Genomic DNA, 21,109 nt, shown 5'->3' on the forward strand with positions numbered 1-21,109 from the left:
CTATGATACAATTTTTGTATAAAATATCGAAAAGAAGTTATAAATAATAAAATTTCTAAAGAAATAATTAAAAATAATATTCAAAATCAAAAGGAGGTGTAATTTTATGAAATATAATTTAGCATTCAGATACAGAATTTATCCAAATAAAGAGCAGAAATTATTGATAAATAAGACTTTTGGATGTGTTCGTTTTGTTTACAATACGATCTTGTATGCTGCAAATAAATTTTATGAAGAAACGGGAAAAAATAAAATAATTACACCTGCCAGTTTGAAAAGTGAAAACCAATTTTTGAAAGAAGTTGACAGTCTGGCACTTTCAAATGCTCAATTGAATGTAAAACGATCGTTTACAAATTTTTTTCAGAAGAGAGCGAAGTTTCCAAAGTTCAAATCTAAAAAGAATAATATTAAAAGTTACACAACAAATTGTGTAAATAATTCGATACGAATTGAGGAAAACGAATATTTGGTTTTGCCAAAATTGAAAAAAGTAAAATTGAAATATCATAGAGAAATAGCAAAGGATTACAGAATAAAGTCGGTAACACTAACAAATAGTAATGGAAATTACTATGTTTCTGTTTTGGCGGAATTTGAAAAAGAAATTCAAAAGGTAGCTAGTAAAGATAAAGTGATTGGACTTGATTTTTCAATGTCTGAATTATTTGTCAGTTCTGAAAACCAAAGGGCTAATTATCCAAGATATTTTAAGATGTTGGAAGAAAAATTAAAGAAATTACAAAAATCATTGTCAAGAAAAGTAAAATTTTCTAAAAATTGGTATAAGCAAAAAGCGAAAATATCAAAATTGCATGAATATATCAAAAATTGTCGAAGAGATTTTTTGCATAAATTATCAAAAAAATTATCTGAAGAGTATAATGCTATGGTTGTTGAGGATTTGAATATGAAAGGGATGAGCCAGTCATTAAATTTTGGTAAAAGTGTAGGAGATAATGGGTGGGGAATGTTCTTGAGGATGCTTGAGTATAAACTGATGTTTTTAGGAAAGCAATTTTTGAAGATAGATAAGTGGTTTCCATCGTCGAAAACTTGTAGTAAATGTGGAAATGTTAAAGAGGAACTGAAATTATCAGAAAGAAGTTATAAATGTGAATGCTGTGGGATTGAAATTGATAGAGATTACAATGCAGCATTGAATATAAAAGACATTGGAAAATCGATGTTGGAATATTAAGAAAATAAAAGAAGACAGGGTAGGAACTACCCGAAGAGCTTGGTAAATATATTTGGCTAGCAAAAGCAGATACTTCCCAAGAAGCTCCCGCTTCTAAAAGCGGGAATAGTTCACTTAATATAAATTTCAAGTAAAGTTTAAAAATATAAATGGGGTTATTAATTAAGTTAGTTCTTTATGAAAATTAGAAAAAATTATTAAATAAAACATTAATTATAGAATTAAAAATTTGAAAGAGGAAAATTTCAACATTAGGGAGGGAAGGATATTATGGAAATTAACTACAAAAATATTGGATCTGATTTAAAAGAGATATTATTTGAAGAATTTAGGAAAAATGAAGATGTGCTTTTTGTGTTTGAAAATTCGGCTTCGTTTTTTGAGATTAAAAGGGAGTTTTTACGAGATGAGGAGATACAGCAGGAATTAGGGATTTTTCAGAATTTCAAGATGATGAATAGCTATGATTTTTATGAAAATCTGTTTGTTACTGATAAAATTGTTGTGAAAGAGGAAAAACAAGTTGTCCTGTTTTACAATTCGTTGGATGAAAAGTTGAAAAAGAGATTGGAAGTGTCGAGTTATTATGATATTATCGACATTGCTTATAATTATTACAATTTGTTTGCGGAATTACAGGAGCATAAGATTAATTTGGAAAAGGTTGAATTGGAAAAATGGCAGGAAGAATTGTTTGAGACGCTGAAAATGGTGGATAAAAAGGTGATGGAAACTTGTCAGCTGAAGGGGCTGATTTTGCCATATATGCTTAGAAATGTGAAAAATATTTCGGATAATTTTTTGAAAAGATATAAAAAGATTTATTTTGTGAATAAAGTCAGATTTTCTCCATTTGAAAAGGAACTTGTGGAAAAATTTGAGGAAAAAGGGATAATTGTGGAAAATATTTTGCAATTGTTGGAAAATGATTTTGATGAAAAAGAATTGAAAATATCTGAAGGTTTTTCATTACCAGCGAAGGAAGTTTTTAATGAGAAGAATATAAATATTGAAATTCATGAATTTGGCAGTAAATTTGGAGAATTGCTGGGACTGGTTAGAAAATTAGAGAAAGTTGAGAAAGAGAATAAAAAATCAAGCAGCAAAAATGAGCTTCTGAAACAAAATTATCGGATTTTTGAAGCACAAGAAAATGCAGAAGAGATGAAAAGTGATTATCAGCTTTTGAGACAGAAAAAGATTTCTTCAAATTTGGAAATAACAATGAAGGATACAAAAATCTATCGAATCTTGAATTTGATTTACAATTTGTTGGATAATGTGAAAGAAATTGACAGGAAAAATAAGGAAAAATTACTTTTATTTCGAATGAAAGATTTTTATGATGCTTATAAATCAAATGATTTATTGGAGATTTTTGACTTGAAGGAAAGTTATTATATTTTTCAAGATTTGGTTTCAAAGGATTACAAGTACATTTCAAAAGAGGAATTGGAGCGAATAAATCAAGAAGTTTTGGAAAAATTAGAAAAAGAGAATCAAAAGCAAAAATTTAAGGAAACTTACAAGCAAAGAATGATGGCTGTTGGTAAAATTATTAAATTTGTTGAAGAGTTAGAAGAGATTTGTGGGTATACGACATTGAAGGAATACAGTGATTATTTGGAAAAAATTTATTTGGATAATGAGGAGAAAGTGAAACAGGACAAGAATGTAAAAGACAAGTATTTTGAGGCTTTGTCAGAAATGGTTGTGCTGGAAGATTTTAGCTTTGACAATTTGTGGGATAAATTTTTTGATGAAAATGTTTCATCTAATTTATTGAAATTGTTTTTGAAATATTTGGATAAAAAATCAATTGGATTGAACTTGGAAGACAGTATTGAAGATGAATCTGAAGATGCTTTTTCAATAAATTCCTTTGCAAATATTTCTGAAAATACGAAGGAAAATATAATTATTTTAAATTTACAAGATTCATTTCCAAAGGTGAAAATTCATAACTTTTTGTTTTCAAAAGTTCAGCGTGCGAAAATGGGTCTTCCTACAAGTGATGATAAAAAATTGATTGAAATATTTAAAATTTATCAAAATATTCTTGCAGCGAAAAATGTGTATTTGGCGTATGTTAAGGATTTGGAAAGCAATGTTGATTCGGCGAGTGTTATTGAGGAATTGAAGTTGAAGTATGGAATTGGAGTTATAAAAGGTGAGATAAGTGAAGCAGAAGAACTTTTTTTTGCAAAGAAATATTTTTTGAAGGACAGAACAGAGAAATGGGTGCAAAAGGAAATTGGTGAGTTTATTCCATCGAAATTGGAGAAAAATTTTGAAAAAATAAGAAATGAAAAATTGAGTTTGGGATATTATTCATTTGAGAAAATGAGAGATTTTGAGTATGGATATTATTTGGAAAAGGCAATTGGTGAGCAGGAAGTCGAAGAAATCGAAGATGAAATAAATGTTAAGATTTTTGGAACTATAATTCATGCATTTTATGAAAATGTTGTAATGGAAAATAAGGTTGCTTTGGAAAATAAAATTTTTAAGATTGATCGGAATCAGTTATCAGAAATTTTGAAAAGAGTTCTAAATTCATTTGATTACAAGGTTCCTAAGGAATATTTAGAATTTTATAGAAAAGTTTCGTTTGAAGAAATTTTAAATTCGGCAGAGAAATATTTCAGGGAATTTACTGAAAAATTGAAAGAGGAAGAGGATATCGAAATTCATTTTGAGGAAAGAATAAAGCTCTCTTCAGAAAAAGAATTGTTTGAAAATGTGTTTGTTAATGGAGTTACGGATTTACATATAAAAACTAGTGATAAGGATTATTTATTTGATTATAAATCCGGGAAATTGAAAGACAGTAAAAAAGGTTATAAAAATTATAAGGTTGACAAGGCATTGGAACAGTTGGATTATTATTCGTTAATGCTGGAAAATGATGGAGAGAAAAAAATTGAGAAAATAGTTGTTGATACTTGGGAAGGGAAATTGGTGTCAGATGAAAGAAATGAAGATAAGATATTGACTAAAAAAACTGTTGAGGAAATTATTACAAGATATCAAACTGAAAAATATTATGATTTAGGGAATTTTAAAGATCAAAAAAATTATTTTTACAAAGAGTATAAAAGTATTTGCAGAGGGGAGGATGAAGTAGGTGATGAGGAAGAATAATATAATTTTAAAGGCTAGTGCAGGAACAGGGAAAACATACAGATTGTCGCTAGAATTTATAGCTAACTTAATAAGAGGTGTTAATTATAAAAATATAGTTGTAATGACGTTTACAAAAAAGGCGACTGCTGAAATTAAAGAGAGAATTTATGATTTTTTGCATCAAATTGCTTTTAATGAAGGAAATAGGGTAGAATTAGAAAAAAACTTAAAAGAAATTTATAAATTTGATAATTTGAATAAAAAGGAATTGCAAAATATTTATTTTGAGATGATAAAAAATAAAGAGGATATTCGGATTTCCACGATAGATGGTTTTACAAATCAAATTTTTAAAAATGCGATTGCACCGTATTTTAATACTTATAATTATGAGATTCTAGATAAGGAAACTGATGAATTTTATTCAAAAATTTTGATTAAAATTATTGAAAATAAGGAAATTTTTAAAGATTTTGAATTTATTATTGATGAAAAAAAAGAGAAGAAAAATATTAAAAAATATATGGAAATTATTGAAGAGATATTGGGGATGCAGTCTAATTTTGTTTTGGCTAAAGATTTTGAGATGATGGAAAATGAAGAGAAAGTATCGTATAATTTTTTAAATAATCTAGATGATATTGTGGATACATTAAAAAAAGCACATGATAAAAAGAAAAGTAAAAGCATATACAGAAAAAAGTATGAAAATTTCTTTTGTGAATATATAAAAATTTTAGAAAACCAAAAGTTAAATGAAAATGAAAAATTAAAAGAAAAAATAAAATTAGTTGAACAAAATGATGCTCTTTTAGTGATGGTTGAAGATAAAGAACCATATTGGATAAATGCTGTTGTAGGTGATACTAAAAAAATAGATATGTCGGATGAAAGGGAAAGTGCTGAAAAAAGTAAGGATCAATTAAAAGAGAGATTGTCTAAATATATCTATTTAACAAAAATTTTGCCATTAGACAAAAAATTAAAGAATATAGCCCAAATAATATTTAATATCGCTAAAAAAATAAAAATTTCTTCCAAAAGACTTACTTATAATGATATTCTAGTGTATACGTATGAATTTATTTTCAATAAAGATTTAAAATTTGTAAAAGATGATAAGGTAACGGAAGACTTTCTTGAATTAATTGGTGGAAAAATAGATACGATTATGATTGATGAGTTTCAAGATACGAGTGTTTTACAATGGAAAATTTTGAAATTGCTGATGAATACTTCGGAAAATATTATTTGTGTTGGTGATGAGAAACAGAGTATTTATAACTGGCGTGGCGGTGAGAAGGAGCTATTTGAGAAATTGGAGACGATGATCGAAGGAAATGTTCAGAATTTGGATAAATCGTATAGAAGTTATAAGGCTATTATTGAAAATGTTAATAAAATCTTTAATGGTTATGATGCAAAATGGAATTATGCTGATTCAAATTACAGAGATGACAAAGAGTACCAGAAGGGATATTTTGGATATTTTATTCAAAATACAAAAGAAGAAGCACCAAGAATTTACATGAAAATTATTGAAATGATAGAAAATGGTCAAATAAAAAATTTAGGAAAAAGTGCAATCATTTGTCGTACGAACACACACCTGAAAGAAATTGCAGATGTGCTGAATGAGGCGAAAATTCCGTATACACTTGAAAGCAAAACAACAATTTTAGAGTATAAGCCAATTGTTCCGATGTATCAGCTAATTAAATTTTATGCATTTGATAATTTCAAATATCTGTTGGAATTTATGAGAAGTGATTTGATAGGTGGATTGAATAGCCATGTAAAATATTTGCTTGAAAATAAAAATGAGATTATTAAGTATATTAATGGAAATAGCTTTGAGAAGGTTAATAAAAATTCAAAAATAATTAGTTTTAAAGAGTTTATTGATATGCAGGAAGATGAAAATACAAAAGAAGAACTTTTGAAATATGAAAGAATTAATATTCTAGAAAGAAACGGCTTGATTTTTGAGAAAATTCTTGAAAAAGTTAAGGAATTGAGAGCATTGTCGATTGACTTGAATAATAAATATGAAAAGGAAAATTTTTCGAGAAAACTTGTTGAGAACTTTGAGATAACGAAATTTTATTCGACAAATAGTGATTTAAAGAATATTTTCATATTTTTTAACATTTTGAAGAAATACAGTAATTTGTATGAATTCATTACGTTTATTGAGGAAAGAAAGGACAATTTTAGACAGGTCAGCAGTAAGGATATTAATGCAATAAATTTGATGACAATTCATGCTTCAAAGGGATTGGAATTTGATACGGTATTTTATTATAAGCGTAAATCAAACAAGGGAAATAACGATAAAGAAAATTTAAAAAGCTATTTAGATTTTGATGAAAAATTTTCTGATGTGAAAAAATTTATATTATTGTTTTCAGGTTATGATAAGAAAATGATTAAAAATGACTTGAGTAAAATTATAGATAAAAATGCTCAAAAGGAAGAAATGGAAGAAATTAATAACGATTATGTCGCATTGACTCGTGCCAAGAAAAATTTGATATTGTTATTCGATGCTGAAATTACTGACAAAAATGGATATACAGATACTCTAGCAAAGAGAATGATTGATGTCTACGGAGATGAGAATAGATACAAAATAGGTGAAATCGTAGAATCAGAAATTCCTGAAGAAACAACAGATACTTCAGATGTAAAAATTAGCAATAGTTTATTTAAGACATATTTTGACGATGATAAGTTTATTGTAAAAACATCGCTAAATACGTTGGAAAATGAGTTTAAGCGTAAAAAAGGTCTTGCAATGCACTATTATTTCGAACATATTCTGAATGATTTAGAAAATGAGAAAAAAATAGCAAAATCTGCACTTTTGAGCCGATATGGGAATATGCTGGGGAAAAAAATTGTGGAAGAACTGATTGTCAGAATGGATAAATTTATTGAAAAGAATAGCGGTATTTATGATGAGAAATACAAAGTTTATACAGAATTTGAAATCTATGATTCTGATGGAAAAAAGCGTATTATTGATAGAATTAATATTGATGAGAATAACAGGAAAATTTATATTTATGATTACAAGACTGGATTTGAGCCTGAAACGAAAAAAGAATATCAGGAGCAAATTGAGGAATATAAGAATATTTTAAGGGGAAAAGTTTCAGAGGATTATGAAATTGATGTAAAATTATTGGAAGTTTAAAAATATACTTGAACCCATTCAAAATTAAATTATTAAAAATTATATAAACTTAGGATTTGAGTAAAATAGTCATAGTTTTTGAAATTCAGTTTTAATTCAATTCAGTCTTACTATAAATTATAAAAGTATTTGATGAACTAATTAACAAAGAACGAGAACTCTTGCTTTAGAATATCTATTATTTTAAGTTTTTTTCAAAAAATGGCTTTTTCTATTTCAAAAATAAGATTAATAGGTTATAATAATATAAAATGATTAAAATTTAGGAGGAAAAAAATATGTCAATATTAGTTTTTGGACACAAAAATCCAGATACAGATACAATTTGTTCGGCAATTGCTTATGCGGAACTGAAAAATAAATTGGGAAAAGATGTAAAGGCTGTAAGACTTGGGGAAATCAATGAAGAAACTAAATATGCCTTGAATTATTTTAAAGTTGAAAAGCCTGAATTGGTAAAAAATGTGGCTGGAAAGGAAATTATTTTAGTAGATCATAATGAAAGAACTCAAACTGCTGATGGATTTGAAGAAGCAAAGGTTTTGGAATTGATTGATCATCACAGAATTTCAAACTTTAATGTGGATGAACCATTGTACGCAAGAGTAGAGCCTGTTGGGTGTACTGCAACTATTATTTTAAAATTATTTAAGGAAAATGGTCTTACACCAAGTAAAGAAACTGCTGGACTTATGTTAAGTGCCATTATTTCAGATACATTATTGTTCAAATCTCCAACTTGTACACAATGTGATGCGAAGACTGGAAAGGAATTAGCTGAAATTGCTGGAGTAGATTTAAAGGAATATGGACTTGAAATGTTAAAAGCTGGAACTGCACTTGGAGATAAATCTGAAGCGGAACTTCTTAATATGGATATGAAAATCTTTGAGATTGACGGTGCAAAAATTGGTGTGGCACAAGTTAATACTGTAAATGAAGCAGAAGTTTTGGAAAGAAAAGAAAAATTATTAGCTGAAATTGATAACATTATTGCAAAAGAGGGGCTAAAGTTCTTTATGCTTGCAATTACAAATATTTTGACAAATGATTCTGCTGCTTTAATTTCTGGTGATGGAAATGATATTGTTGAAAAGGCATTTGGAGAAAAAGTTGACAGTAATTTAGTAACTTTGAAAGGTGTAGTTTCAAGAAAGAAACAAATTATTCCGCCATTGACAAAAGCAATTCAAGGATAAGATTACAAAAATAAAAAATAAGGATTTTAAAAATGGCAATAATAAAATTTAAAAAAAGGGAAGAGCTAAAAATCTTGTTTGCGATAAAACTTCCAATGATAATTTCTGAACTTTATAAAGAAGCTAGAAATAAAAGAGAAGCAAATGAAATAATAAGAAATTCCCTTAACATGAAAAAAAATAGAGTAATTAACACATTGGAGCTGGTTGACGGATTTGGAAACCAGTTTTCCGTCCTTGTAATTTATGATAATATTATGGAGGAAAAGGAGCTTCTAAAATATAATCTAGATGTAGAGGAAATTAATTTTAGGATTTTAGAATTTGACTTTAATAATAAAATTGAAGTTGAAGAAACTATAAAATATATAAAAAGGACACGTTAGTTTTTTGGATAATTATATAAATTTTAAAAATATTATTTAGCAAGGGGCGACTCCTTGTTATGATGTAAATAAAGTTTAAAGTAGCTAATAATAACAATTTTTGTTAAATTTAGTATAGGCATTAAGTAGGTCATTTATTAAGGTTATAAAAAATCTTAATAATAAACTTGAGAAATAGAATTTCTTGAAATTCTCGTTTTTTAAGAACTGTAATTTAAAATAAAAAAGTGAGGGAGAATAGTGAAGAAAATAACGATATTGGTTAGCATGTTAATGCTTTTAATGGTTAGTGTTGTGAATGCTAAAGGACACAGAAATCAGCAAAAAAAAGAAGATAAAAAATTTGAGAAAGCAATGAAGGATTTTCAGATGGAAGCTGTAATGAAAACTACAAAGGGGGATATTACATTTTTTTTGTATCCTGAAGCTGCTCCAAAAAATGTCGCAAATTTTGTATTTTTAGCAAAAAATGATTTTTATAATGGTTTGAAATTTTTTAGAGTTGTTCCAAATGGGCTTGTTCAGGGGGGAGACCCCGCTGAAAATGGAACTGGTACAACAGGATACCTTATTCCAGATGAAATAAAAAAATGGTTGAATTTTGATGTTGAAGGAATATTAGCAATGTCGAATTCAGGTCCAAATACTAACAGCAGTCAGTTTTTTATTACTATGCAAGCAATGAAGGAATTAAATGGAAAATATACAATCATTGGAGGAATAAAATCTCGTGAAGATTTGAGTATATTAAGAACTTTAAGAGAGAATGACAAAATATTAAATATTGATATTAAAGGAAAAAAAATAGACAAGTTCTTAGATTATTTTCCTGATGAAGTTAGTGAATGGGAATCAAAATTAGAAAAAACATCAAATCAATAAATACATGAAACTCCTGATTTTGATTGGGAGTTTTAAAAATTTTTTATTTATTCCAAAAAATGAATATTCTTGATTTTCATCAGTTTGATATTAAGAAAGGTTCAGTATAGAGTTAAAAATTCTTGATATATTTAAAAAAAAATGTTAAAATTCTAGTGTAAAATAAAATAATGAAAGGATAAAAAAATGAATGAATTAAGAAAAATGTTAAAAAGTGAAAAACTAAGTTTATCTCAATATTTTGAAGAAGCATATAAACTTTTTAATGAAATGATTAGAAATGATAATAAAGATATGATAATTATTATAGTTTTATCATTAATATCAATATTGTTTAGTAAAATTCAGTCATTAGATTTTATTGGAACTTTAGTATCATTTGCTACTTTAATCAGAACATGGATTTTTTACAGAAAAGTTATTTTTAAGATTGAGGAAAAAGAATACGAAGCAGGTAATGTAACTGTAAAATCATTCATATTGCTTGGAATCGTAATATTAGCAGGATTTTTGTCAGCTCTTCTTCTGCTTCCGTTTATGGGCGGAATAATAGGAATGGCATTATATGGTAGAGCAGGTATTGGATTTTTAGTGGCTATAATTATTCCAATTCTTATTCTAATAGCTGTTTTTATTATTATATCACTATTTATATTATATTTTATACCTGCATATATGTCTAGAAGAGGAAGTATTGGCGAAACATTTAAATATAATCTTTTTCTTTGTCGGGGAAATAGAATTAGAATGTTTTTACCTTTGGTCATTTTATCTGCTATAGGACTTTTAATAGGAGTTATATTGGGGTTTTTAGGAACTATAGGAACTATTATAGGAACACTTATAAGTTCAATTGTTAGTATACTTCAAGTAATAATTGTTTCAATAGTTTATTTAAATGTAGAATATAATACTGAAATTCCTTCAGAATTTTATTTTGCTAGAGAAAATTATGAAAATGAAGCAAATAAAGTGGAAGATGAAAGTAAAAGAATAGAAACACAGTTATTAAATGAAAAAAAAGATGAGGAAAATAATTAATAAAAAAAATACTTGATTTTATGAAAAAGCTGCTTTGACTATTTATTAGTGAATTAAGGTGGTTTTTTTATACTGAACTTTACTTGAATAACGAATATATTTAGATCAAACCTAATATTTATTTTCAAATAATTAAAATAAATATTTGCTTTTTAAATGGGGAATAGTATTAATTATATCTATTCTTGACATTCCTAATAATTGAAGGTATAAATACATATTTAGGATTGTATAATTTTAGAAATATAAAAAAGCGAGGTAGAAGCTTATAAACAGAAATTTTGACAGTATGGATGATCTTTTTAACCAATTGATGGGAGGTATGGGGATTCAATTCTGAAAATCGTCGTTATATGATAAATGGAAGAGAAGTTACACCTGAAGAATTTGCACAGTATCGTGTAACTGGAAAGTTACCAATGAGTAATGAAGTACAGGTTCAATCACCGAAAGGTCAAGGTGTGAAAAAAGACGTAATTCTTGCGCTTGGACGTAATTTAACACAGGAAGCTCGTGATGGGAAATTAGATCCAGTTATTGGACGTAATAAAGAAATTCAAGAAACGGGAGAAATACTTTCACGTCGTACAAAATTTCCGTCCAGAATTTTTAAACCGTTTTAACGCTGTGATTGAATTTTCTCATTTGAATAAAAAAGATTTATCACAAATTGTTGACTTAATGCTTATTGAAGTAAATAAAACTCTTTCTAAAAAAGAAATTGATTTAGCAGTTTCTGATGCAGCAAAGGAATTTTTAACAGAAGAAGGATGGGTGTACAGCCATTACGTCGTGTTATCGAACAACAAATACGTGATAATGTAACTGATTTTCATCTTGAAAATCTTGATGCAAAACATCTTATAGCTGATTTGGAAGACGGAGTTTTAGTTATTAAAGAAAAAAATTAAAAATCAGAAGAAAAGAAAAAAGATGAAGTTAAAAAATCATCAAAAAAGGATAATTAACAGTAAATCATTTGAAAGGAAACATAATAAAGACTCCAGTTAAGATTAACTAGCTGGAGTCTTATTATTATATTATTATTGGGGAATAGTATAAGATTTTTTATTTGTTTTCTCAAAGACAAAAAATTTGAAACATTTTGTTACTTATGATATAATAAAAACAATAATTAAGTATGTCAAATACGGATGATTTTGAACTGGAACGGTAAAGGAATTAAGGAATTAAGGATGTTTTCTAGAATAATATAAATAGCCAAAAGGCTTATTGATTTAATTGTAGCAGATTCAAAACATAGAGGTGTGATATAATTTTAGTGATTGATAAGATATTATATAAAAAAGGTTGAAGAAATGAAAAGAATGAAGAAATATAAAGTATTGTTTATTTTGCTGTTTTATATCATACTTTGTGGCAAGCTGAACGCTGCTGGGGAAGTAATAGATTTGGAAACAGAAAAATCTAGAATAAATCTGGAAACAGAAGAGATAGAAACAGAAGGTAACGTTACTGTAAAATATGGAGATTATACAATAAATGCTGATAAATTAAAAAAGATTGCTAATAAAAATATTCTTTCAGGTTCTGGAAACGTTGAATTTTCTCAAGGTTCTCAAATAATAAAGGCTGATAACCTTATTTTTGATATGGATACAAAGCTAGCGAAAATATTTAATTCTGAAAGTTATAATGCTGACCTGAAATTACGTTATGGTGGTGAAGAAACTTTAAGTTTAGGAAATAAGGCAATTTTTATAAAAAATGGATGGTTTACTACGAGTCCTTATGAGAATCCAAGTTATAAAATAAATGCAGAAGAGTTGGAAATTTATCCAAATAGAAAAGCTGTTGCAAGAAATATCGGTTTTTTTGCAGGAGGAAAAACTTGGTTTAAATTACCATATTATGTAACTTCCCTAAAGCCATCAACTCAAAGGGCTACACTATTTCCTTATGTTGGGATGGATAGCGACAGAGGGCTTTTTGGAATTATGGGATTTGACTATGATTTAGGTCCACTTGCACAGGGATTTGTTGATTTTGAGCTAAGTACAAAGCAAAAGCTAGCTTTAAAAATTTCAAATGATTATTCTTTCTGGGGGAATAATTCTGGTAATATATTTGTAAATAGGGTTGTTGTTCCAATTGGAAATCATAAAAAGGAATGGGATTTTAAGTGGAATCATAAAGTTATAAATGTACCCAAAAAGGCTAAAGAAGATAGAAAATTTTATGATGTAGGTTATGGAATCTGGAATTTAAATTATCAAAATATTACAACTAATTTAATGTATGCGGTTGATGGTGCAAAATTAAAGGATGACTATACGGCATTTGTAGATAAATACAGACATATTGGTTTCTGGGATATGAATATTAATCAGGAGCTTGGTCAGAATGGAGAATTTAATGCAAAATATTACTGGACACAGGATAAACATGCATTAAAGGCATTGACTGATATAAATGACAAGATTATGAAGGATGATGATCTTGATCCACGTAGAACAGATGTTGATTTGTTTAAGAGCATAAAATATACAAATGGTAATAAAGATGTGGAAATAACAGTAGATAATGAAGATTTTCGAGATATTAATCCTGGATATGTTGGAGATTTGAATTCGTATAGAAAGAAAAGGAATTATGGAATTAACTTTAGAGGTCCAAAAATAAAATTTGATTATCTTAATACAGATAAGGATGAATATGGTGAACTTTTAGGAATGCGTGATCGTGGCGATGATAAAACTATTCATTGGGTTCAAAATATTGCTTATGATAAGAGAAAGGAATGGGGATTGACATTTGGAAATTATTATCCATTTAGAGAAAGTGACTTTTTTGGATATCAACCTCGTACTGGTTATCAAAATTTAACAAATACATTATATTTTGGGGTACAGGCAAAACAAGTTGAAATAATAAAAAAAGAATATGAATATGATTATACAAGAGATAATGAAAATTATAATTCACTATTTTTAAATCCAGCAACAACTGATGAAAGCCGTATTTATAAAGTCTATGAAGATAATGGGAAAATACGTCGTCCTAAAAAAATTGTTTATGAAAAATATAGGGCACAAAAATTTAATATGGGTAATGACAGAATTGATATTCCATTACGAAATTCATTTATTGGGTATAACTTAGCATTTGAAAATCGTGATTATAGCAGTTTGCCAGTACCTGAATTTAGAAATGGAAGAAAAATAGAAGATTTAAATTCAAAAACAGGATATAAAGTTGTAAGAGATGCAAGTGGAGATACGATAAAGCAAAGTCCATCAATGAAAATTTTTACATTGGATACAAGATTATTTACAACAATTTTTGATAATACATCTAAAAATAATAACAAGTATGATGTAAAAATTACAAATGATGCAACAATCAGTTTTCAGCGGACAACTGCTGATAGTGCAACTTATGGAGGATATGACATTGTTGAAATTCCGACAAATGCGATTGGACTTAGAAATGATTTTAATTATCATATAGGAAATATAACATTTAACTATAATTTATCAATGAGAGATGATAGACATTTCATGGATCACTGGTTAAAAAATAGATATGTGAGAAATTATTTTAAAGCAGATATCGCAAATAAACGTTTTGTAAGTCTTAATTTTGAAAATAATGATGAATATGAATTTAAAGATTTTAAATCTGAAAGAGATTTTAATAGGGAAATTCAATATGGATATGTATCAGATGATGGAGATAACTTCCTATATAAATTTTCTGATAAAAATAAACAGTTATTTCCGTATAATACTAGTCTCGGATGGAATCAGAAAATATACAAGGAATCTCTAAAGGAAAGAAGTTTTGGGGTTAATTTTAATGAATGGGGATTTGAATACACAAATACATTAAATAAAGTAAATGATATTTATGGAAATATTGCAACATTTGGATATCCAGCATTAAAATTAAAAACGAACTATCATAAATTAGGATTTGTTTATGATACTTCAAAAATGAAAAATAAAAAATTTGAGTCAGACCATTATTTTAGAATAAATCTTGGATTTGGTAAAAAAATATACAGAGATTTGAAAAATACTCCAATCATTACTTCAGACGATAGATATATACGTGGAAATGACTATACTACAATTGGATTTTTATATAAATATGAAAATAATGCTAAACCTAGATATGCTGCTGATTTAGATAAAAAGGAAAAAGATAGAGGAGCAGAAATTGTAAAATCAGAAAATCAAATTAAAGATATAAATATGGTAAAAAATTCAAATATACAGGAATTTTCTATTAATAACGCCAATAAATCCAATATAGATAATATTGTCGTAAATAGTGATGATAGACTATTTTTAAGTAGTGAAGAGGAAGAAGCATATAAAAGTTATGTGGAAGAAGAAAATTATCGTCAAAATAAGTTTAGTTTAAATGATTTTAATGCTAAACTTCAAAATTTGAGAAGTCATAAAAAATATTTTCAAATTGGGATGGATATGCAAATAGATGGTTCTGATGCGGCTAATCCTAGTGGAATGAAGGGATTTGACAAAATTAATGATTTGACTTTTAAAGTTGAGGCTGGATATTTGGAAAAAATGTTTGTGAGATATGCTTTTATAATGGAAAGACCAGATAGAATATACCGTAGAGATTCGACTCGTAACAGTACTTTTGACTTTAGAAAACATGAATTTGAAGGAAAATATATGTTTTCGCGAGATCCAGATAAGCCATGGTGGGTTGGAGGAAAGATCCAATATGTGCAAAATGGAGCACCAAAATCTTCTGATCCTGAAATTTATGAAAGTTCATGGTATGCTAAGAAAGTTAATAAATTAACTTTGGGAATGGCAACACTGACACATAGATTTGAAAATGTCGAATGGGAAATTGGAGCAGGAATGAAATGGGATAAACCTAATAATAAAAAATTAGGATATTATCCAGTAGTTTCACTAAAATTTGGAGTAACTCCATTCCCAGAAAAAAATGCACAGTTTAATTATTCTGGAAAAGGATTTGAATTTGGAGCAGGATTATAGTCAAATATATTTATTGTTTAACAAGGGACTTTGGTTCCTTGTTATTTTTTTGCAGTAAAATCAAGATGTTTTATAAGGATTTAATACTATTTCCCATCTAAAAATCGAAGGTTTGTTTCATTATTTAAAAATAAATATCAGATTTAACCTACTAAAAAGATTTATAATAAATTCATTATTTAAATAGGGTTATTAATAAATATAAAAAAACGCCAATTACCATTGTAATATAGGTATTTTGGCGTAATTTGATAATCGTATGGGATATTAATTTATAAATTGAATTTCAATACGTCTATTTGCAGTTCTGCCTTCTTCCGTGTCATTTGAAGCTATTGGATTGCTATCTCCTTTTCCTTTTGTTTCAATAACTTTTTCAGGAGGAAGTCCAAGTTCAATTAATTTTTCTTCAACACTTTCAGCTCTTCTTAAAGATAATTCTCTATTGTACTCTTTAGTTCCTTTAGAATCAGTGTATCCAGTAATTGAAATTTTACAATCTTTAGATTCAATATAATCTTTTAATTTTTCCAATATAGGATTATATTCTTCTTTTATTGTGGCACTATTAAAGCCAAATTTCAATTTACTTGTATCTAATATGACAACATTAGGATCATTTTCACTTTTTGATATTTCCAAATCATCTATGTTTGTTCCATCAACTTCAATTGCGGTTGATCTCATTGTATTGTCACGTAGATTTGATGTTGTAATTTTTTTAGCTGTAGTTGGAGCTGAAACTAATAATACAGATAACATTGCTGTTATTTTAGATTTTTTTTCCATATTAAACCTCTCTTCCTTTTTAATTTTTTGCAGTATATTAAATTTTAAAAATCTGATTTTTTTTATAATTTTTAGTAATTAAATAAAAAAGTATAAACATATTTGAATTATACTTTCCTTTATTTAGTATAACATATTTTTTTTAATTTTCATAGATTTTTTTTTGATAAAAGTTTCAGAAAAAGTAAAAGTAAAAAATGAATTGCCTTGTTTTTTTGTATAGAATATGATATTCTAGTAATATGATTTTGAAAGCATAATTAAATTTATTTAAAATCAAATTGATAAAAATTAATACTATAATGTAGTGTTAAAATAGAAGAGGGATGTAAAAAATATGGAAAAATCAAAAATAATTAGAGGTACAAGCAAATGTGCAAGATTTTTTGTTTGTGATACGACAGAAATTGTGAGAGAAGCAAAAAAAATACACGATCTTGATCCAATAGCAACTACAATTTTTGGAAAATTGCTGACTGCGACTGCTATGATGGGGAAGGATCTGAAAAATGAAAAGGATTTGGTGTCGGTTAGAATTAATGGGGACGGGCCTTATGGAAATATGCTTGCAACTGGGAATATAAATGGAGAAGTAAAAGGTTATATTGCAAATCCTGAAGAAAAATTTCATCAGATTGTGGATGAAAATGGTAATTTTATAAAGGATGAAACAGGGCAAATAAGATTTATTGGAAATGGAACAATGCAGGTTATAAAGGACTTGGGATTACGTGATCCGTTTTCTGGCGTTACTAAAATAAATGGAGAGGATATTGCTGATATAGTTGTCCATTATTTTCTTTTGTCTGAGCAAATAAAATCCGTTGTTACACTAGGGGTGAAATTGGATGAAAATGGCGAAGTAAAAAGGGCTGGCGGTTATTTAATCCAGTTATTGCCAGGAGTGGAAGATGGATTTATTGATAAATTGGAAAATAAATTACAGCAAATTAGAACAATTACTGAACTTTTAGAAGGTGGAATGAGCCTTGAACAAATTGTGGAGCTGCTTTATGAGGATATTTCAGTATTTGAAGAAGAAACTGATGTTGATGGTGCCCATAAAAAAGTTTATGTGGAAGATTTTGAAATTTTGGAAAAATCAGATTTGGAATACAAGTGTAACTGTACAAGGGATAAGTTTTACAGGGGATTAATTACACTTGGAAAAGATGAAATTAATAAGATTTTGGAAGAAGAAGGAAAAATTGAGACTGAATGTCATTTTTGCAGAAAAAAATATGAATTTACAAAAGATGATTTTAATTGGGATTAATTATAAAATAAGAAGGAGATGAAAAAAATGTCAAAATTAAGAGTAGGTGTAATACGTGGGGGAGTTTCGACTGAAAGGGAAGTGTCGCTTAAAACAGGAAGTGAAATTGTAGCAAATTTAAATAGAGATAAATATGAAGTTTTTGATATTGTTATTGATACTGAAAAGGAAGTTTATGAAAAAATAAAAGACTTGAATCTAGATTTTGCGTATATTGCTTTACATGGTGTATTTGGAGAAGATGGAAGAATACAAGCAATTTTACAAAGTTTTGGAATTGCTTACAGTGGACCTGGAGTAATGTCAAGTGCGGTTTGTATGGATAAGGAATTTTCAAAAAGAATTGTTTCTGAATACGGAGTTAGAATTGCAAAATGGAAAAGTGTTCGTGTAGGAGAAACAGTTGATTTTGAAACAGTAAAAAAAGAATTAGGAGATCATCTTATAGTAAAACCAAATAACGGTGGTTCAAGTATTGGAGTAAGTTTTGTGGAAACTGAAGAAGAATTGAAAAAAGGGCTAGAACTTGTATTTGGAATGGATAAAGAGGCTTTAATTGAAGAAGTATTGCATGGAGTGGAAATAAGTGTGCCAGTAATTGGTGGAAAAGTTTTCCCAACAATAAGAATTGAAGCGCTTGCTGGAGATTACTTTGACTATGAATCAAAATATGCAAAAGGTGGAGCAAAAGAATATGTGTTTGAATTTCCAGAAAAAGTACAAGCTGAAATTAACAAATTTGCACAAGATAGCTATTATGGATTAAAATGTGAAGGATTCGCAAGAATTGACTTTATGGTAGTAAACGAAGAAACACCATATTTCATGGAAGTAAACACATCACCAGGAATGACAGCTGCAAGTTTATTGCCAAAAAGTACAGCTTCAAAAGGATACAGCTACTCAGAAACACTAGATTTATTAATTGAATCTTCGTTAAAAGTGGAAAGATAAACTATAGTAAATATTCATAAAGCAAGGGGTTTTATCCCCTTGTTATTAAATATATCAAAAATATGGAGGAGAAAATATGGAAAGAATAGCAAGTTTTACAGTAGATCATAAAAAATTAAACAGAGGAATCTATGTGTCAAGAATTGACGAAATTAATGGAAATTACATCACAACTTTTGATGTGAGAATGAAGTTGCCAAACAGGGAACCAGTAATAAATATCGCAGAACTTCACACAATGGAACATTTAGGAGCGACTTTTTTAAGAAATCATCCAACTTGGAAAGATGAAGTTATATATTTCGGACCAATGGGTTGTAGAACTGGATTTTATGTAATTTTAAAAGGAAAATTAGAATCAAAGGACATCATTGACTTAATGAAAGAACTTTACAAATTCATGGCAGAATTTAAAGGTGAAATCCCAGGAGCAACTGCAATTGAATGTGGAAACTATTTGGATCAAAACTTGGCGATGGCTAATTTTGAATCGAAGAGATTTTTGGAAGAAACTTTGGAGAATTTGACGGAAGCGAATTTGGTTTATCCTGAGTAGAAATACTATGAGCATCTTTAAGAAGTATTTAAAAATAAGGTGGTAAAAGGATGGAAGAACTAAATACATTTGAAAAAACTTTACTAGATAAATTGGATTTTCTAATTAAATTGAAGCAATTTGTGAGTTTAGAAAAAAATAGTTTGGAAAAAGTTAGTTTAGCAGTTATTTTTTTAGAATTAATGCAGAAAAATGGAAAAAGTGCAGAAATAAAAAAGATTAATGGACTTGAATATGTTTATGAAAATTTAACAGGATATTATTTTTTAGTTAGCTCAAAAAAATCAGGAAATTGTTATGATTATATTATAAAAATTTTTCATGAAAAGTTATTTCCAAATGGAGTAATTGATAAAATAATAGGAGATTATTTTTCTTTTGATAGTATAAAAGAAAGAGCAGAATATTTGTTAAGTAGATGGATAGAAATTGGGAAATTAGATTTTTATGTTTCATTACTGGATTTTGAAAATATAAATTTAAAAATGGAAAAATTAAAAGTTGAAAATAAATGGAAATTAATTATATATGAAAATATAAAAACTTCATACATTAAAGATTATTATTTGGCTACAGAAGAAGCACTGTATTGTGATATTTTTTTGGAAAAATTAAAAATAGAACCTTTGTATGATAAAATTCAATATAATGAATTTTTGAAAAATATATCTCCTTTATTGAAAAAGGAATTATTAGATACAGCTGAAAATTATGAAATTGAAATATTAGTTGACAAATATCCGATCACAAATAATAAAATGCAATTTTTAGATGATGAAATGGATATTTATATTACTAAAAATGATTCAAATATGCATCCTTTGGAAAGTTATCCTGAAATATATTTTAGAGATACAGTAAATTCTTGGAAAAAATGTGAGATTGTAAAAAGCCGAAAGCAAAAAATATTTATTCTAAATATAGAGCTTAGTGATGAAAAATGGGAAAAATTGCCAGAATTTAAGATAATGCCTAAAATAGAGCATAAAAATGTATTCCCACCTGTTTTTAAAAAAATAGAAAATAATATTTTCGATATAGTTTATATTCCTAGAGAATGGGATGATGATGACCTTGGATTTAGTATATCAGAAGAATTATTAAAGAAAATGATAGGATTGGGTTATGATGTTGAAATTATAAGTAATAAGGATAGGTTTTTTAATACGCATTCACCATATAAACTAAAAACGGAAAAAGATATTTTATGGATTTATGATTATGAAAATAATTGGTATATATTGCCACTACTGGATTTTGATACATTAGAACGAAAGGTTGTAGATGGAGAAGTTATAACATACACGACTACCTCTGTACAAGTATATCATGAAAAATATTGTCCAGACGGGAAGTTGTATTTTCAAAAATCAGAGATAAAAGATTATGGGATAAGCGATGCAATTCATTTGGGATTTGGTGAGTGGGTCGTTAATGAATATCAAAAGCTGATTGAAAGTTATAAAAGTAAAATTTAACAAAAAGATAGCAAGA

General features: G+C 27.6%; 16 protein-coding genes. 15 read left to right on the top strand and 1 reads right to left on the bottom strand.

Going from position 1 to position 21,109, the window contains the following annotated elements; translation table 11 throughout:
• The first annotated feature begins 106 nt into the window (after positions 1–106).
• From FVE73_RS01150 to FVE73_RS01195, 11 genes are all read left to right on the top strand, one after another.
• Positions 107–1,204, top strand: coding sequence for an RNA-guided endonuclease TnpB family protein (locus tag FVE73_RS01150; RefSeq protein ID WP_146997816.1), 1,098 nt, complete (start codon positions 107–109; stop codon positions 1,202–1,204).
• 270 nt (positions 1,205–1,474) lie between these two features.
• Positions 1,475–4,348 (top strand): PD-(D/E)XK nuclease family protein, encoded by a 2,874-nt coding sequence (locus FVE73_RS01155; protein WP_018499179.1) that lies wholly within the window; start codon positions 1,475–1,477, stop codon positions 4,346–4,348.
• Complete coding sequence (locus tag FVE73_RS01160) at positions 4,335–7,529, top strand: UvrD-helicase domain-containing protein (protein ID WP_018499178.1); 3,195 nt, start codon at positions 4,335–4,337, stop codon at positions 7,527–7,529. Before FVE73_RS01155 ends, FVE73_RS01160 begins: the two co-directional genes overlap by 14 nt.
• Before the next feature lie 278 nt (positions 7,530–7,807).
• A complete protein-coding gene (locus tag FVE73_RS01165; protein WP_018499177.1) occupies positions 7,808–8,728 on the top strand; it encodes a manganese-dependent inorganic pyrophosphatase in 921 nt (306 codons plus the stop codon).
• A gap of 32 nt (positions 8,729–8,760) precedes the next feature.
• Complete coding sequence (locus tag FVE73_RS01170; protein WP_018499176.1) at positions 8,761–9,114, top strand: hypothetical protein; 354 nt, start codon at positions 8,761–8,763, stop codon at positions 9,112–9,114.
• 240 nt (positions 9,115–9,354) lie between these two features.
• Positions 9,355–9,996, top strand: coding sequence for a peptidylprolyl isomerase (locus FVE73_RS01175; RefSeq protein WP_026239093.1), 642 nt, complete (start codon positions 9,355–9,357; stop codon positions 9,994–9,996).
• Between the two features lie 186 nt (positions 9,997–10,182).
• Complete coding sequence (locus FVE73_RS01180; RefSeq protein ID WP_018499174.1) at positions 10,183–11,037, top strand: hypothetical protein; 855 nt, start codon at positions 10,183–10,185, stop codon at positions 11,035–11,037.
• A gap of 353 nt (positions 11,038–11,390) precedes the next feature.
• Complete coding sequence (locus FVE73_RS01185) at positions 11,391–11,660, top strand: hypothetical protein (protein WP_026239092.1); 270 nt, start codon at positions 11,391–11,393, stop codon at positions 11,658–11,660.
• Positions 11,661–11,718: 58 nt separating this feature from the next.
• A complete protein-coding gene (locus FVE73_RS10785; RefSeq protein ID WP_232058543.1) occupies positions 11,719–11,862 on the top strand; it encodes a hypothetical protein in 144 nt (47 codons plus the stop codon).
• Positions 11,808–11,948 carry a hypothetical protein gene (locus FVE73_RS10790; RefSeq protein WP_232058551.1) on the top strand — a complete coding sequence of 47 codons (141 nt, stop codon included), beginning with the start codon at positions 11,808–11,810 and terminating at the stop codon, positions 11,946–11,948. The genes FVE73_RS10785 and FVE73_RS10790 overlap by 55 nt, the downstream gene beginning before the upstream one ends.
• Before the next feature lie 417 nt (positions 11,949–12,365).
• The gene (locus FVE73_RS01195; protein ID WP_232058520.1) at positions 12,366–16,040 is read left to right on the top strand and encodes an LPS-assembly protein LptD; all 3,675 of its coding nucleotides are present in this window, start codon (positions 12,366–12,368) and stop codon (positions 16,038–16,040) included.
• Positions 16,041–16,307: 267 nt separating this feature from the next.
• On the opposite strand, the gene FVE73_RS01200 is transcribed toward FVE73_RS01195, so the two are convergent.
• Positions 16,308–16,829, bottom strand: coding sequence for an OmpA family protein (locus FVE73_RS01200; RefSeq protein WP_018499172.1), 522 nt, complete (start codon positions 16,827–16,829; stop codon positions 16,308–16,310).
• Positions 16,830–17,166: 337 nt separating this feature from the next.
• Between FVE73_RS01200 and FVE73_RS01205 the strand changes: the two genes are divergently transcribed.
• The 4 genes from FVE73_RS01205 (at position 17,167) to FVE73_RS01220 (ending at position 21,093) form a co-directional block, all read left to right on the top strand.
• Entirely contained in the window at positions 17,167–18,105 is a 939-nt protein-coding gene (locus FVE73_RS01205; protein WP_018499171.1) for an Hsp33 family molecular chaperone HslO, read from the top strand.
• Between the two features lie 27 nt (positions 18,106–18,132).
• Positions 18,133–19,059, top strand: coding sequence for a D-alanine--D-alanine ligase (locus tag FVE73_RS01210; protein ID WP_018499170.1), 927 nt, complete (start codon positions 18,133–18,135; stop codon positions 19,057–19,059).
• Between the two features lie 76 nt (positions 19,060–19,135).
• Complete coding sequence (locus FVE73_RS01215; RefSeq protein ID WP_018499169.1) at positions 19,136–19,615, top strand: S-ribosylhomocysteine lyase; 480 nt, start codon at positions 19,136–19,138, stop codon at positions 19,613–19,615.
• A 50-nt stretch (positions 19,616–19,665) separates the two neighbouring features.
• Positions 19,666–21,093 carry a hypothetical protein gene (locus FVE73_RS01220; RefSeq protein ID WP_018499168.1) on the top strand — a complete coding sequence of 476 codons (1,428 nt, stop codon included), beginning with the start codon at positions 19,666–19,668 and terminating at the stop codon, positions 21,091–21,093.
• Positions 21,094–21,109 lie beyond the last annotated feature (16 nt).

The sequence above is a fragment of the Leptotrichia wadei genome (assembly GCF_007990545.2).
Lineage (GTDB): Bacteria > Fusobacteriota > Fusobacteriia > Fusobacteriales > Leptotrichiaceae > Leptotrichia > Leptotrichia wadei.